General features: G+C 62.1%; 12 protein-coding genes and 1 riboswitch. Of the genes, 11 read left to right on the forward strand and 1 reads right to left on the reverse strand.

What is annotated here, in order from left to right:
* Positions 1-3: 3 nt before the first annotated feature.
* The 9 genes from HU715_RS19545 to astE all read left to right on the forward strand — a co-directional run bounded on the left by HU715_RS19545 (position 4) and on the right by astE (position 10043).
* On the forward strand, positions 4-768 hold the full coding sequence (locus tag HU715_RS19545; RefSeq protein ID WP_186710561.1) for an ABC transporter ATP-binding protein: 765 nt from the start codon (positions 4-6) through the stop codon (positions 766-768).
* 113 nt (positions 769-881) lie between these two features.
* Entirely contained in the window at positions 882-1862 is a 981-nt protein-coding gene (locus HU715_RS19550) for a GlxA family transcriptional regulator (protein WP_053186591.1), read from the forward strand.
* Between the two features lie 359 nt (positions 1863-2221).
* Positions 2222-3442, forward strand: coding sequence for an aspartate aminotransferase family protein (locus HU715_RS19555; RefSeq protein WP_186707070.1), 1221 nt, complete (start codon positions 2222-2224; stop codon positions 3440-3442).
* Between the two features lie 181 nt (positions 3443-3623).
* A complete protein-coding gene (gene aruF / locus HU715_RS19560) occupies positions 3624-4643 on the forward strand; it encodes an arginine/ornithine succinyltransferase subunit alpha (RefSeq protein ID WP_003178851.1) in 1020 nt (339 codons plus the stop codon).
* Positions 4644-4697: 54 nt separating this feature from the next.
* Positions 4698-5723, forward strand: coding sequence for an arginine N-succinyltransferase (astA, locus tag HU715_RS19565; protein ID WP_186707069.1), 1026 nt, complete (start codon positions 4698-4700; stop codon positions 5721-5723).
* Entirely contained in the window at positions 5720-7189 is a 1470-nt protein-coding gene (gene astD / locus HU715_RS19570) for a succinylglutamate-semialdehyde dehydrogenase (RefSeq protein ID WP_186707068.1), read from the forward strand. Before astA ends, astD begins: the two co-directional genes overlap by 4 nt.
* A gap of 130 nt (positions 7190-7319) precedes the next feature.
* Positions 7320-8666 carry an N-succinylarginine dihydrolase gene (gene astB, locus HU715_RS19575; RefSeq protein WP_186707067.1) on the forward strand — a complete coding sequence of 449 codons (1347 nt, stop codon included), beginning with the start codon at positions 7320-7322 and terminating at the stop codon, positions 8664-8666.
* A gap of 69 nt (positions 8667-8735) precedes the next feature.
* Positions 8736-9023 carry a hypothetical protein gene (locus HU715_RS19580; protein ID WP_003178862.1) on the forward strand — a complete coding sequence of 96 codons (288 nt, stop codon included), beginning with the start codon at positions 8736-8738 and terminating at the stop codon, positions 9021-9023.
* Between the two features lie 12 nt (positions 9024-9035).
* Positions 9036-10043: a succinylglutamate desuccinylase gene (astE, locus tag HU715_RS19585; RefSeq protein WP_186707066.1), complete on the forward strand. Its 1008-nt coding sequence runs from the start codon at positions 9036-9038 to the stop codon at positions 10041-10043.
* A gap of 123 nt (positions 10044-10166) precedes the next feature.
* On the opposite strand, the gene HU715_RS19590 is transcribed toward astE, so the two are convergent.
* Positions 10167-10676: a 6,7-dimethyl-8-ribityllumazine synthase gene (locus tag HU715_RS19590; protein ID WP_186707065.1), complete on the reverse strand. Its 510-nt coding sequence runs from the start codon at positions 10674-10676 to the stop codon at positions 10167-10169.
* A gap of 98 nt (positions 10677-10774) precedes the next feature.
* Positions 10775-10942, reverse strand: a riboswitch (FMN riboswitch).
* Positions 10943-11211: 269 nt separating this feature from the next.
* On the opposite strand from HU715_RS19590, the gene ltaE reads away from it, so the two are divergent.
* Together ltaE and alaS are read left to right on the forward strand one after the other, a co-directional pair.
* Positions 11212-12216 carry a low-specificity L-threonine aldolase gene (gene ltaE, locus HU715_RS19595; RefSeq protein WP_186707064.1) on the forward strand — a complete coding sequence of 335 codons (1005 nt, stop codon included), beginning with the start codon at positions 11212-11214 and terminating at the stop codon, positions 12214-12216.
* Positions 12217-12362: 146 nt separating this feature from the next.
* Positions 12363-14984, forward strand: coding sequence for an alanine--tRNA ligase (gene alaS / locus HU715_RS19600; RefSeq protein ID WP_186707063.1), 2622 nt, complete (start codon positions 12363-12365; stop codon positions 14982-14984).
* The last annotated feature ends 30 nt before the right edge of the window (positions 14985-15014 follow it).

Here is a 15014-nt window from a genome sequence, read left to right on the forward strand (position 1 = left end):
CGCATGTACAAGCTTGAAGTCCAAGACCTGCATAAACGCTATGGCAGTCACGAAGTGCTCAAGGGCGTGTCCCTGAAAGCCGCCGCTGGCGATGTGATCAGCATCATCGGCTCCAGTGGCTCCGGCAAGAGTACTTTCCTGCGTTGCATCAACCTGCTTGAGCAACCCCACGCCGGCAAGATCCTGCTCAACAACGAAGAGTTGAAGCTGGTGGCGGGCAAGGACGGCGCCATGAAGGCTTCGGACCCCAAGCAACTGCAGCGCATGCGTTCGCGGCTGTCGATGGTGTTCCAGCATTTCAACCTGTGGTCCCACATGACCGCGCTGGAAAACATCATGGAAGCGCCGGTGCATGTACTGGGCGTGGCCAAGGCCGAAGCACGGGAGAAGGCCGAGCACTATCTGAACAAGGTTGGCGTGGCTCATCGCAAGGATGCCTACCCGGGTCACATGTCCGGCGGCGAGCAGCAGCGCGTGGCGATTGCCCGTGCGCTGGCGATGGAGCCTGAGGTGATGCTGTTCGACGAGCCGACCTCGGCGCTGGACCCGGAACTGGTGGGCGACGTGCTCAAGGTGATGCAGGCCTTGGCCCTGGAAGGCCGGACCATGGTGGTGGTGACCCACGAAATGGGTTTTGCCCGTGAAGTGTCGAACCAACTGGTGTTCCTGCACAAAGGCATCGTCGAAGAAAGTGGCAACCCGCGCGAAGTGTTGGTGAATCCGCAATCCGAGCGCCTGCAACAATTTCTGTCGGGCAGCCTCAAGTAATCGCTCCCGTTACGCACCTGATTTGGGTCATGCTGCGCACCGCGCGCCAGATGGTCTAATTTGGTTGCAGCCGCTTTTGGCTTTAACACTGTTTTCGCTTCGGATCGCCCGCCATGACTGCCCATCGAATAGGTTTCCTGATTTGGCCCAGCACTAAAGCCTTGACGCTGGCGCTGGCCGAGGACGCCTTGCGAGTCGCCCAGCGGGTGCATCCGGATGTGGTCTACGAGTTGTCGTTCTTGCAGGCCGAGCCACCGGCCGACGGCGCCTGGCAATTGCCGGGCGAACCCTGGGCCGGCAAGCTCGAGGGTTTCCAGAAACTGTTCCTGCTGGCTGATGAGCCGCCGACCACGCTGGCCTCGCCCCTGAGCAGCGCCCTCAAGCAACTGGTGCGTGCCGGTTGTGTGATCGGCGGTTTGTCGGCGGGTGTCTATCCCCTGGCGCAATTGGGGTTGCTCGACGGTTACCGTGCCGCCGTGCATTGGCGCTGGCAGGACGATTTCTCCGAGCGCTTCCCCAAGGTCATCGCCACCAGCCATCTGTTCGATTGGGATCGCGACCGCCTGAGCGCTTGTGGCGGGATGTCGGTGCTGGACCTGTTGCTGGCAGTGCTGGCTCGGGATCACGGCGCGGAACTGGCCGGCGCGGTGTCGGAAGAACTGGTGGTCGAGCGCATTCGCGAGGGGGGCGAGCGCCAGCGCATCCCGTTGCAGAACCGCCTCGGCTCCAGCCATCCAAAGCTCACCCAGGCGGTGCTGCTGATGGAGGCCAACATCGAGGAGCCGCTGACCACCGACGAAATCGCCCAGCATGTGTGCGTATCCCGTCGGCAACTGGAGCGGATCTTCAAGCAATACCTCAACCGCGTGCCCAGCCAGTATTACCTGGAGCTGCGTCTGAACAAGGCCCGGCAGATGCTGATGCAGACCAGCAAGTCCATCATCCAGATCGGCTTGTCCTGCGGTTTCTCCTCGGGGCCCCACTTCTCCAGCGCCTACCGCAACTTCTTCGGCGCCACGCCGCGGGAAGACCGCAACCAGCGACGCAGCAGCAGTCCGTTCGAGTTGTCCTCGGTGCCGTCCGAACGCGGCTGAGCGGCAAGACTGCGGATAGGGCGGTCAATACATAAAATTGTGGGAGCGAGCCTGCTCGCGATGGCGCAGTGTCAGCCAATGCTGAAGGTGGCTGACACTCCGCCATCGCGAGCAGGCTCGCTCCCACAGGTGTTTTGTGTCTGGCAGCGCAAATGTGAATGCAGGCCCCTCAAATACACCGGCAACGTTTAAACTGCGCCTTTGCGACGCTATTTGTCGCATTGCCGTAAACCCGCGCAAAACGTGGGTTGGCGCTATAAGAAGTTGTCGCTTGGCGGCAAGGCCGGGCTGAAAACTGTCCTTACAATCCTTACCAAGCTCGCCAGTTCCAGGCGGGTGTTCCTCATCAGGAGACTCCGATGTCCGTTGAGCAAGCCGCGGTACAACGCGCCGATTTCGACCAGGTTATGGTTCCCAACTATGCACCTGCTGCCTTCATTCCTGTGCGTGGTGCCGGTTCCCGCGTATGGGACCAATCCGGTCGCGAGCTGATCGACTTTGCTGGCGGTATCGCAGTCAACGTACTGGGCCATGCCCACCCGGCGCTGGTCGGTGCACTGACCGAGCAGGCCAACAAGCTGTGGCACGTCTCCAACGTCTTCACCAACGAACCGGCCCTGCGCCTGGCTCACAAACTGGTCAACGCGACCTTCGCCGAGCGCGCGTTCTTCTGCAACTCCGGCGCCGAAGCCAACGAGGCCGCCTTCAAGCTGGCCCGTCGCGTTGCGTTCGATCGTTTCGGCAGCGAAAAATACGAAATCATCGCCGCGCTCAATAGCTTCCATGGTCGTACCTTGTTTACCGTCAACGTCGGCGGGCAATCGAAGTACTCCGACGGTTTCGGGCCTAAAATTACCGGCATTACCCACGTTCCTTATAACGACCTGGCTGCTTTGAAAGCCGCCATTTCCGACAAGACCTGCGCCGTTGTGCTGGAACCGATCCAGGGCGAGGGCGGTGTGCTGCCGGCCGAGCAGGCCTACCTGCAAGGCGCCCGCGACCTGTGCGATGCCCACGATGCGCTGCTGGTCTTTGACGAAGTGCAAACCGGCATGGGCCGCAGCGGCCATCTGTTCGCCTACATGCATTACGGCGTGGTCCCGGACATCCTCACCAGCGCCAAGAGCCTGGGCGGTGGTTTCCCGATCGCGGCGATGCTCACCACCGAAGCGCTGGCCAAGCACCTGGTCGTCGGCACCCACGGCACCACCTACGGCGGCAACCCGCTGGCGTGTGCGGTGGCCGAGGCGGTGATCGACGTGATCAATACCCCTGAAGTGCTCGGTGGCGTCAAGACCAAGCACAACAAATTCAAGGCGCGCCTGGAGCAGATCGGCGAGAAATACGGTCTGTTCACCCAGGTGCGTGGCCTGGGCCTGCTGATCGGTTGCGTGCTGAACGACGCCTGGAAAGGCAAGGCCAAGGACATCTTCAACGCCGCCGAACAGGAAGGCCTGATGATCCTGCAAGCCGGCCCGGACGTGATTCGCTTCGCGCCGAGCCTGGTGGTGGAAGACGCCGACATCGACGCCGGCCTGGATCGCTTCGAGCGGGCTGCGGCGAAGTTAACCCAAGCCTGATCCATCAGGCTGAACCGGCTCTGGTGTGGGAGCGGGCTTGCTCGCGAAGAGGCCATCACATTCAACGCAAATGTTGACTGACAAACCGCCTTCGCGAGCAAGCCCGCTCCCACACTGAGTATTTTTTTCTGTGTATCGACCCTTTGGTCGAACCGTTTATTTCAAGTTAAGGAGTGACACCATGCTGGTGATGCGCCCCGCGCAAATGGCTGATCTGGGCGAGGTACAGCGTCTGGCTGCGGACAGTCCGATCGGTGTCACCTCCTTGCCGGATGACGTTGAACGCCTGAGCGACAAGATCGCCGCCAGCGAAGCCTCGTTTGCCGCCGAAGTCAGCTTCAACGGCGAAGAGAGCTATTTCTTCGTCCTCGAAGACACCGCGACCGGCAAGCTGGCCGGCTGTTCGGCCATTGTCGCTTCGGCCGGTTATTCCGAACCGTTCTACAGCTTTCGCAACGAGACCTTCGTTCACGCGTCCCGTGAGCTGAAGATCCACAACAAGATCCACGTACTCTCCCAATGCCACGACCTGACCGGCAACAGCCTGTTGACCAGTTTCTACGTGGTGCCGGAATTGGTGGGTTCGCCGTGGTCGGAACTCAATTCCCGCGGGCGGCTGTTGTTCGTCGCCAGCCATCCGGAGCGGTTCGCCGATTCGGTGGTGACCGAGATCGTCGGCTACAGCGATGAGAATGGCGACTCGCCGTTCTGGGACGCCATCGGCCGCAACTTTTTCGACCTCAACTACGCCGCCGCCGAGCGCTTGTGCGGGCTGAAAAGCCGTACCTTTCTCGCCGAGCTGATGCCCCATTACCCGATCTACGTGCCGCTGTTGCCGGACGCTGCCCAGGAAGCCATGGGCCAGGTTCATCCGCGGGCGCAGATCACCTTCGACATCCTGATGCGCGAGGGTTTCGAGACCGATCACTACATCGACATCTTCGACGGTGGCCCGACCCTGCATGCCCGCGTCTCGGGCATCCGTTCGATTGCCCAGAGCCGCGTGGTGCCGGTCAAGATCGGCGAACCGGTCAAGGGTGCCGGCCGCCAATACCTGGTGGCCAATGCCCAATTGCAGGATTACCGCGCCGTGCTGCTCGAGCTCGACTACGCGCCAGGCAAGCCTGTAACGCTGGACATGGAAGCGGCCGAAGCCTTGGGCGTTGGCGAAGGCGCCAGCGTACGTTTGGTAGCGGTATAACGCTTTACAGCTGAGTTTCGCGGGTGGCGTGAGCGGCCCGTCTGAGGAGATAGCATGATCGTTCGTCCCGTACGCAGCAGCGATTTACCCGCTCTGATCGCCCTGGCCCGCAGCACGGGCACCGGCCTGACTACCTTGCCGGCCAACGAAGAGCGCCTGGCCCATCGGGTCGGCTGGGCCGAGAAGACCTTTCGCGGCGAAGCCGGGCGTGGTGACGCGGACTACCTGTTCGTGCTCGAAGACGATGACGGTCGCGTGGTGGGCATTTCCGCCATCGCCGGCGCGGTGGGATTGCGTGAGCCCTGGTACAACTTCCGGGTTGGCTTGACGGTCAGTGCGTCCCAGGAGCTGAACATCTATCGGGAAATCCCGACGTTGTTCCTGGCCAACGACCTGACCGGCAATTCCGAGCTGTGCTCGCTGTTCCTCCACGCCGACTTCCGCAATGGCCTCAACGGCCGGATGCTGGCCAAGGCGCGGCTGTTGTTCATCGCCGAGTTCCCGCAGTTGTTCGGCAACAAGATCATCGCCGAGATGCGCGGCATGTCCGACGACAACGGGCGTTCGCCGTTCTGGGAAAGCCTGGGCCGGCATTTCTTCAAGATGGAATTCAGCCAGGCCGATTACCTGACCGGCGTTGGCAACAAGGCGTTCATCGCCGAGCTGATGCCCAAGTTCCCGCTGTACACCTGCTTCCTGTCCGAAGATGCCCGGGCCGTGATTGGCCAGGTTCATCCGGACACCGAACCGGCCTTGTCGATGCTCAAGAGCGAAGGTTTCAGCTACCAGGGTTACGTCGACATCTTCGACGCCGGCCCGGCGGTGGAATGCGAAACCGGCAAGATCCGCGCGATTCGCGACAGCCAGGCGCTGGTGCTGGCCATCGGCACGCCGGGGGATGACGCCACGCCGTTCCTCATCCATAACCGCAAGCGCGAAGACTGCCGCATCACCGCGGCACCGGCGCGCTTTGCCGCAGGCACACTGGTGGTCGATCCGCTGACCGCCAAACGTCTTCAACTCAACGCTGGCGACCAGGTGCGTGCCGTCGCGTTGTCTGCTGCCCGGGAGTCGAAATGATGAAGTCGTTGTACATCGCAGGTAGCTGGCTGGAAGGCCAGGGCGACCTCTTCGAGTCGTTGAACCCAGTGACCCAGCAGGTGTTGTGGTCGGGCAACGGCGCCACTGCGGCGCAGGTGGAATCGGCGGTGCAGGCCGCGCGCCAGGCGTTCCCGGACTGGGCCCGCCGCTCGCTGGATGAACGCATCCAGGTGCTGGAGGCCTTTGCCGCGTCCCTGAAAAGCCATGCTGACGAACTGGCCCACTGCATCGGTGAAGAAACCGGCAAGCCGTTGTGGGAAGCGGCGACCGAGGTGACCAGCATGGTCAACAAAGTCGCGATTTCGGTGCAGAGCTACCGCGAGCGGACCGGCGAGAAGAGCGGCCCCCTGGGCGACGCCACCGCCGTGCTGCGCCACAAACCCCACGGTGTGGTGGCGGTGTTCGGCCCTTACAACTTCCCTGGCCATTTGCCCAATGGCCACATCGTGCCAGCGCTGCTGGCCGGCAACTGCGTGTTGTTCAAGCCGAGCGAGCTGACGCCGAAAGTCGCCGAGCTGACGGTCAAGTGCTGGGTCGAGGCGGGTTTGCCGGCGGGCGTGCTGAACCTGCTGCAAGGCGCCCGGGAAACCGGTATCGCCCTGGCGGCGAACCCGGGCATCGACGGGCTGTTCTTCACCGGCTCCAGCCGCACCGGGAACTTGCTGCACCAACAGTTTTCCGGGCGCCCGGACAAGATCCTCGCGCTGGAAATGGGCGGTAACAACCCACTGGTGGTGGATGAGGTGGCGGACGTCGATGCGGCGGTCTACACCATCATCCAATCCGCCTTCATTTCCGCCGGGCAGCGCTGCACGTGTGCGCGCCGCCTGCTGGTACCGGAAGGCGCCTGGGGCGATGCCTTGCTGGCGCGCCTGGTGGCGGTCAGTTCGACCCTTGAAGTGGGTGCCTTCGACCAGCAACCGGCACCGTTCATGGGCTCGGTGATTTCCCTGGGCGCGGCCAAGGCGCTGATGGATGCGCAAAACCATTTGCTGGGCAAAGGCGCCGTGCCGCTGTTGGCCATGACTCAGCCGCAGGCCCAGGCGGCCTTGCTGACGCCGGGTATCCTGGACGTGACGGCCGTGGCCGAGCGTCCCGACGAAGAGTTGTTCGGGCCGTTGCTGCAAGTGATCCGCTACAAGGATTTCCCCGCAGCGATTACCGAAGCCAACAACACGCAATATGGCCTGGCCGCCGGCTTGCTGTCCGATTCCCAGGACCGTTACCAACAGTTCTGGCTGCAAAGCCGCGCCGGTATCGTCAACTGGAACAAACAGCTGACCGGCGCCGCCAGCAGCGCGCCGTTCGGCGGCGTCGGTGCCTCGGGCAACCATCGCGCCAGCGCTTATTACGCGGCGGACTATTGCGCGTACCCGGTGGCTTCCCTGGAGACACCGAGCCTGGTCATGCCGGCGAGCCTGACGCCTGGCGTGCGAATGGTGTAGCCCTTTTCGCGAGCAGGCTCGCTCCCACAGGGATTTACACAGTCCTTGTGGGAGCGAGCCTGCTCGCGAAGGCCGCGCCGCGGTCTTTACTGATGCCTATAAAAAAACAGATTCTCGTGGAGCCTCGCTGATGAAATCCTATGAAGTCAACTTTGACGGTCTAGTGGGGCCGACCCATAACTACGGCGGGCTCTCGTACGGCAACGTCGCCTCCCAGAGCAACAGCCAGCAGTCCTCCAACCCCAAGGAAGCGGCGTTGCAAGGCCTGGCGAAAATGAAAGCGCTGATGGACATGGGTTTCCAGCAAGGCGTGCTTGCACCGCAGGAACGCCCGGACGTGGCGGCCCTGCGCCGGCTGGGCTTTGCCGGCAGCGATGCCCAAGTCATCCAGCAGGCCGCGAAAGAAGCGATGCCACTGTTGGTCGCCAGCTGCTCGGCCTCAAGCATGTGGGTGGCCAACGCCGCCACGGTCAGCCCGAGCGCCGACACCGCTGATGGCCGCGTGCACTTCACCGCCGCCAACCTGAACTGCAAATACCACCGCAGCATCGAGCACCCGACCACCAGCCGTGTGCTGGGGGCGATGTTCGCCGACCAGCAACACTTCGCCCATCACGCCGCGTTGCCGGCGGTGGCGCAGTTCGGTGATGAAGGCGCGGCCAACCACACCCGTTTCTGCCGCGCCTACGGCGAGGCCGGCGTCGAATTCTTCGTCTTCGGTCGCAGTGCCTTCGACACCCGTTACCCCGCACCGCAGAAGTACCCGGCACGCCAGACCCTCGAAGCCTCCCAGGCGGTTGCGCGCCTGCACGGTCTGCGGGAGGAGGGCGTGGTCTACGCGCAACAGAACCCATCGGTGATCGACCAGGGTGTGTTCCACAACGACGTGATCGCCGTGGGCAATGGCGAAGTGCTGTTCTATCACGAGGACGCGTTTCTCGAGACCGACAAGATGCTGGCCGAATTGAGCAGCAAACTCGCCAAGGTCGGTGGGAAATTTCAATCGGTGTGCGTACCGCGTTCGGCGGTCACCGTCGATGATGCGGTTCGTTCCTACCTGTTCAATAGCCAGTTGCTGTCGCGCCCCGACGGCTCGATGCTATTGATCGTGCCGGAAGAATGCCGTGGCAATGAACGCGTCTGGCAATACTTGCAAGGCCTGACGGGGGCTGGCGGGGTGATTCGCGAAGTGAAGGTCTTCGATCTCAAGCAAAGCATGCAGAACGGCGGCGGCCCCGCTTGCCTGAGGTTGCGCGTAGCGCTGAACGAAACCGAACTGGCGGCCGTCAACCCAGGGGTTATCATGACCGCGCCGCTGTACGAGTCGTTGACCCAATGGGTCGAGCGTCACTACCGCGACCGCATGACCGAGAATGACCTGGCAGACCCGCAGTTGCTGCTCGAATGCCGCGGGGCACTGGATGAACTGACACAAATCCTTAAACTTGGCGCGGTTTATCCTTTCCAGATCAATTGAAAGCGCGCGCGACCTGACTACAGTCAAAGCAGGGCGCGTTGCCTTATCCCCAGACGAGAATGTAAAGACATGAGCGATACCCTGCAGTTGATCCTAGAAGACACCGACGGCACCCAACTGGAAACCTCCTGCACCCGCGTCGCGGTGATGTGGCAAGGCAAGGAATTGTGGATCCAGCAGGATGGCCGCGGTCAGCTGCTGATCGGCGTTGACGTCGAGGAAGGGGACGAGGAATACGCCAACCTGTTGTTGCGTCCATTGGCGACCAACCTGGTCAGCCTGCAACTGGAAATGGAACCGGCGGACGTCGGCGACGATGACCATGTCCATGGCCCGGATTGCGGCCACGACCATTAAGGAAACCGCGCTATGCTCGCCCTCGGCAAACTGCTTGAACTGACCCTCGCCGGCCGTGAACCGGCGGAGAAGACTCAACTGACTGTCGAAGGCGTACGGATGCGCTGGTTGAGCGAGGGCGCGCTGGAGGTCAAGCCGCCCGAAGCCTGGGACAACGGCCTGGACCTGCTGCTGTCGGCCGGCATCCACGGCAACGAAACCGCGCCGATCGAATTGCTCGACCGCCTGCTGCATGATATTGCCCGTGGTGACCTGAAACCCCGGGCACGCATTCTGTTCCTGTTCGGCAACCCCGAGGCCATCCGGCGCGGTGAGCGTTTCGTCGAACAGGACGTCAACCGGCTGTTCAATGGTCGCCATGAATTGAGCGGTGGTCCTGAAGCGCTGCGGGCCTGTGAGCTGGAGCGGCTGGCCGCCAGTTTCTTCAGCCGGCCGGAGCGCAGTCGCCTGCATTACGACCTGCACACTGCGATTCGTGGCTCGAAAATCGAGCAGTTCGCCCTCTATCCATGGAAAGAAGGTCGCCAGCATTCACGCCGGGAACTGGCGCGCCTGCGTGCCGCGGGCATGGAAGCGGTGCTGCTGCAGAACAAGCCGTCCATCGTGTTCAGTGCCTATACCTACGATCAGCTCGGTGCCGAATCCTTCACCTTGGAGCTGGGTAAGGCCCGGCCATTCGGGCAGAACGACGGGGTCAACGTCAGCCTGCTGGAAACTGGCCTGCACCAGATCATCGAAGGCAACGAGCCGGAGTTGGACGAGGGCCTCGATGGCCTCCAGCTGTTCAGCGTGGCCCGGGAAATCATCAAGCACAGCGACAGTTTCCGCCTTAACCTGCCGGCGGATGTCGAGAACTTCTCCGAACTTGAAAAAGGCTATGTGCTGGCCGAAGACATCGCCCAGACCCGCTGGGTGATCGAAGAGGAGGGCGCGCGGATCATCTTCCCGAACCCCAAGGTCAAGAATGGCTTGCGGGCTGGCATTCTGATCGTGCCGACGACGGACAAAAGCCTGGTCTAAAACCCACCTCATTCCAGTGTGGGAGCGGGCTTGCTCGCGAATGCGGTGTGTCAGGCAATATATTTGTTAACTGACACACCGCATTCGCGAGCAAGCCCGCTCCCACAGGTTTTTTAGCCGCTTTTACACCGCTACCGCTCGCTGTTCACTGCGACGCAACGCCCGGGTCTTGTGCAAGGTATCGGCGCAGGTCTTCGCCGCTTCCTGGCCCTTGTGCACGAAATGCTCGAAGAAGAACTTCTGGTGTTCGTCCCCGGCATGGAAGTGATGCGGCGTGAGCACGACCGAGAACACCGGCACTTCGGTTTCCAGTTGCACCTGCATCAGGCCACTGATGACCGATTGGGCGACGAACTCGTGGCGGTAGATACCACCGTCCACCACCAGGCCGGCGGCGACGATGCCGGCGTAGCGGCCTGACTTGGCCAGCAGCTTGGCGTGCAGCGGAATTTCGAAGGCGCCGCCGACTTCGAAGAAGTCGATATCACTTTCCTGGTAACCCTGGAGGATCATTTCGGCGACGAAGCCTTTCCGGCTCTGGTCGACGATTTCCTTGTGCCAGCAGGCCTGGATGAACGCGACGCGCTCGCCCGGATGACTTTTGCTTTTGCTGTCGATTGCAGTGGGTTGCATGTTCTGGTTCCTGTTTGTGTGAAAAACAGGGCGTCATGAATCGAAGGGGATTCGAGGGTACGCCGCGCACGGAGTCGCAGTCGGCCCTTGGGTGTCGATCCCGTTCTCTCTTCATCCGGACTATGACCGTCGGCCCCGGAATCACACCGGGTCTGCTGACCTTGTCGCTACACCCCAACAGTGATGTACCGCCAAGCGCTCGCGGGCTATGCACGTTGCGTGCAATTACCGCCGGTGGGGAGTTGCACCCCGCCCTGAGAACGTTTTGCCGCCACGTTGTGTGACGGCGGACGATTTTTAACACATATTCCGGTGCAGTGCATGACTTGGAAGCCTTGAGCACACATTGTGGCGAGGGAGCTTGCTCCCGCTCGGCTGCGAAGCAGCCGCAAAAGATGGGCCTGCTTCGCAGTCCAGCGGGAGCAAGCTCCCTCGCCACGGAAATTACTTCGACCGGGCTTGATTATTCTTGCCCATGCCCGCAGTAATTGTCCTTCGAAAGGGAATTCCCCAAACAGCACCCGAGGCCAGATTCATGAGTGTTATCGATCTTCGCAGCGACACGGTCACCCAACCTTCCGCCGGCATGCTCGATGCCATGGCCAGTGCGCCGACCGGCGACGATGTGTATGGCGAAGACCCGACCGTCAATCGCCTCGAAGCCGAACTGGCCGAACGCCTGGGTTTCGCCGCGGCGCTGTTCGTGCCCACCGGCACCATGAGCAACCTGTTGGGGTTGATGGCCCACTGCGAGCGTGGCGATGAATACATCGTCGGCCAGCAGGCCCACACCTACAAGTACGAAGGTGGCGGTGCGGCGGTGCTCGGTTCGATCCAGCCTCAGCCTCTCGAAGTACAGGCGGACGGTTCCCTGGACCTGGCGCACGTCGCCGCGGCGATCAAGCCCGATGACTTCCACTTTGCCCGCACCCGCCTGCTGGCCTTGGAAAACACCATGCAGGGCAAGGTGCTGCCGCTGGAATACCTGGCTCGGGCCCGGCGTTTCACCCAGGAACATGGCCTGGCGCTGCACCTGGACGGGGCGCGGTTGTACAACGCCGCGGTCAAGTTGAATGTCGATGCCCGGCAGATCACGCAACATTTCGATTCGGTGTCGGTGTGCCTGTCCAAGGGCCTTGGCGCGCCGGTGGGCTCGGTCCTGTGCGGCAGCGTCGAGCTGATCGGCAAGGCGCGCCGGCTGCGCAAGATGGTCGGTGGCGGCATGCGCCAGGCCGGGATTCTCGCGGCGGCGGGGCTGTATGCCCTGGACCATAACGTCCAGCGCCTGGCCGATGATCACGCCAATGCCCAGCGGCTTGCCGAGGGCTTGCGCGCGGCGGGCTACGAGGTCGAGCCGGTGCAGACCAACATGGTCTACGTGCAGATGGGCGAGCGGGCCGAGGCGATCAAGGCGTTTGCGGATGAGCGGGGCGTCAAGCTCAGCGCGGCGCCACGCTTGCGAATGGTGACGCACATGGACGTGAGCGCGGCGCAAATCGACCAGGTGGTCGCCACTTTCGTCGAATTTTCCCATCAATGACCCGCCAATCGGGGCAATTGACAGTTTCTATTGCATAAACACGCTGTACCCCACGCGCGGGGCCGATATAATGCGGCCCTTTGCCGTTGCTTCGTCTGTTGACGTTTTGCACAGGCCTTTGGCCGCAGCCTCCGTGGAAGAACCTAATGAAAAGCGCAGAAATCCGTGAAGCCTTCCTTCGCTTCTTCGAAGAGCAAGGCCACACTCGAGTAGCCTCCAGCTCTTTGATTCCGGGCAACGACCCGACCCTGCTGTTCACCAACGCGGGGATGAACCAGTTCAAGGATTGCTTCCTGGGCCAGGAAAAACGTGCCTACACCCGTGCAGTGAGCAGCCAGAAGTGCGTGCGTGCCGGCGGCAAGCACAACGACCTGGAAAACGTCGGCTATACCGCACGTCACCACACCTTCTTCGAAATGCTGGGTAACTTCAGCTTCGGTGATTATTTCAAGCGCGACGCCATCACCTTCGCCTGGACCTTCCTGACCTCCGACAAGTGGCTGAACCTGCCCAAGGAGAAGCTCTGGGTAACGGTCTACGCCACTGACGACGAAGCCTATGACATCTGGACCAAAGAGGTCGGTGTCCCTGCAGAGCGCATGGTGCGCATCGGCGACAACAAAGGCGCGCCTTACGCCTCCGATAACTTCTGGACCATGGGCGACACCGGCCCATGCGGTCCTTGCACCGAGATTTTCTACGATCACGGCGCCGACATCTGGGGCGGCCCACCCGGCTCGCCGGAAGAAGACGGCGACCGCTACATCGAGATCTGGAACAACGTGTTCATGCAGTTCAACCGCACCGCCGATGGCGTGTTGCATCCGCTGCCAGCGCCGTCGGTGGACACCGGCATGGGCCTGGAGCGGATCAGTGCGGTGCTGCAGCACGTTCATTCCAACTACGAGATCGACCTGTTCCAGAGCCTGCTGAGCGCGTCGGCCAAGGCCATCGGTTGCACCAACGACAACCAGGCTTCGCTGAAAGTCGTCGCTGACCACATCCGTTCCTGCGGTTTCCTGATTGCCGACGGTGTACTGCCTTCCAACGAAGGCCGCGGTTATGTGCTGCGCCGGATCATCCGTCGCGCCTGCCGTCACGGCAACAAGCTGGGCGCCAAGGGCAGCTTCTTCTATCAGATCGTCGGAGCGTTGGTGGCCGAGATGGGCGAAGCCTTCCCGGAACTCAAGTCCCAGCAGGCGCACATCGAGCGCGTGCTCAAGGCGGAAGAAGAACAATTCGCCAAGACCCTGGAGCAAGGCCTGAAGATCCTCGAGCAGGACCTGGCCGAACTCAAGGGCAACGTGGTCCCGGGCGACGTGGTGTTCAAGCTGTACGACACCTACGGTTTCCCGATGGACCTGACTGGCGACATCGCCCGCGAACGCAACCTGACCCTCGACGAGGATGGTTTCGAGCGCGAGATGGAAGCCCAGCGGGTGCGCGCGCGTTCCGCCAGCTCCTTCGGCATGGACTACAACAGCCTGGTCAAGGTTGACGTGGCCACCGAGTTCACCGGTTATGCCGGCACCACCGGTTCGGCCAAGATCGTTGCCATCTATAAGGATGGGCAGTCGGTGGACATCCTGAGCGAAGGCCAGGAAGGCGTGATCGTGTTGGACAAGACGCCGTTCTACGCCGAATCCGGCGGCCAGATCGGCGACAGCGGTTACCTGCAAGCGGGCAGCTCGCGTTTCGACGTGCGTGACACCACCAAGACCGGCGGCGCCTTCTTGCACCACGGCGTGCTGGCGTCGGGCAGCTTGATGATCGCCGCTCCCGTGGCGGCCCATGTCGATGCCGAGGTTCGTCACGCGACATCGCTGAACCACTCCGCCACGCACTTGCTGCACGCAGCGTTGCGCCAGGTGCTGGGCGAGCATGTCCAGCAGAAGGGCTCGTTGGTGGACAGTCAGCGCCTGCGCTTTGACTTCAGCCATTTTGAAGCCATCAAACCTGAGCAGATCAAGGCGCTGGAAGAGATCGTCAACGCCGAGATTCGCAAGAATTCCCCGGTGGAAACCGAAGAAACCGACATCGAAACCGCCAAGCGCAAGGGCGCGATGGCGTTGTTCGGCGAGAAATACGGCGACAGCGTGCGTGTGCTGAGCATGGGCGACTTCTCCGTTGAGCTGTGCGGTGGCATTCACGCCAACCGGACCGGCGACATCGGCCTGATGAAAATCATCAGCGAAGGCGGCGTGGCCTCCGGCGTGCGCCGGATCGAAGCGGTTACCGGCGCTGCGGCCCTGGCGTACCTCAACGCGGCCGAAGAACAACTCAAGGAAGCGGCCACCCTGATCAAGGGCAGCCGCGACAACCTGATCGACAAGCTGTCGGCTGTGCTGGAACGCAACCGCCTGCTGGAAAAGCAACTCGAGCAGTTGCAGGCCAAGGCCGCCAGCGCCGCGGGCGACGATCTGTCGGCCCAGGCCGTGGACGTCAAGGGCGTGAAGGTGCTGGCCGTGCGTCTGGACGGCCAGGATGGCAAGGCGCTGTTGGCGCTGGTCGATCAACTGAAAAACAAACTCGGCCGCGCAGTGATCCTGCTCGGCAGTGTCCATGAGGAAAAGGTCGTTCTCGTCGCAGGCGTGACCAAAGACCTGACTGGCCAACTCAAAGCCGGTGATTTGATGAAGCAGGCCGCCGCGGCAGTGGGCGGCAAGGGCGGTGGTCGTCCGGACATGGCGCAAGGCGGTGGTACCGACGTCGGCGCACTGGACGCAGCACTGGCCCAGACCGTTGCATTTGTAGAGCAGGGTATTTAAGGCGGCGTCGCGGGCTCGTGGTCTAGTGAC

The organism is Pseudomonas zanjanensis (assembly GCF_014268745.2).
Lineage (GTDB): Bacteria > Pseudomonadota > Gammaproteobacteria > Pseudomonadales > Pseudomonadaceae > Aquipseudomonas > Aquipseudomonas zanjanensis.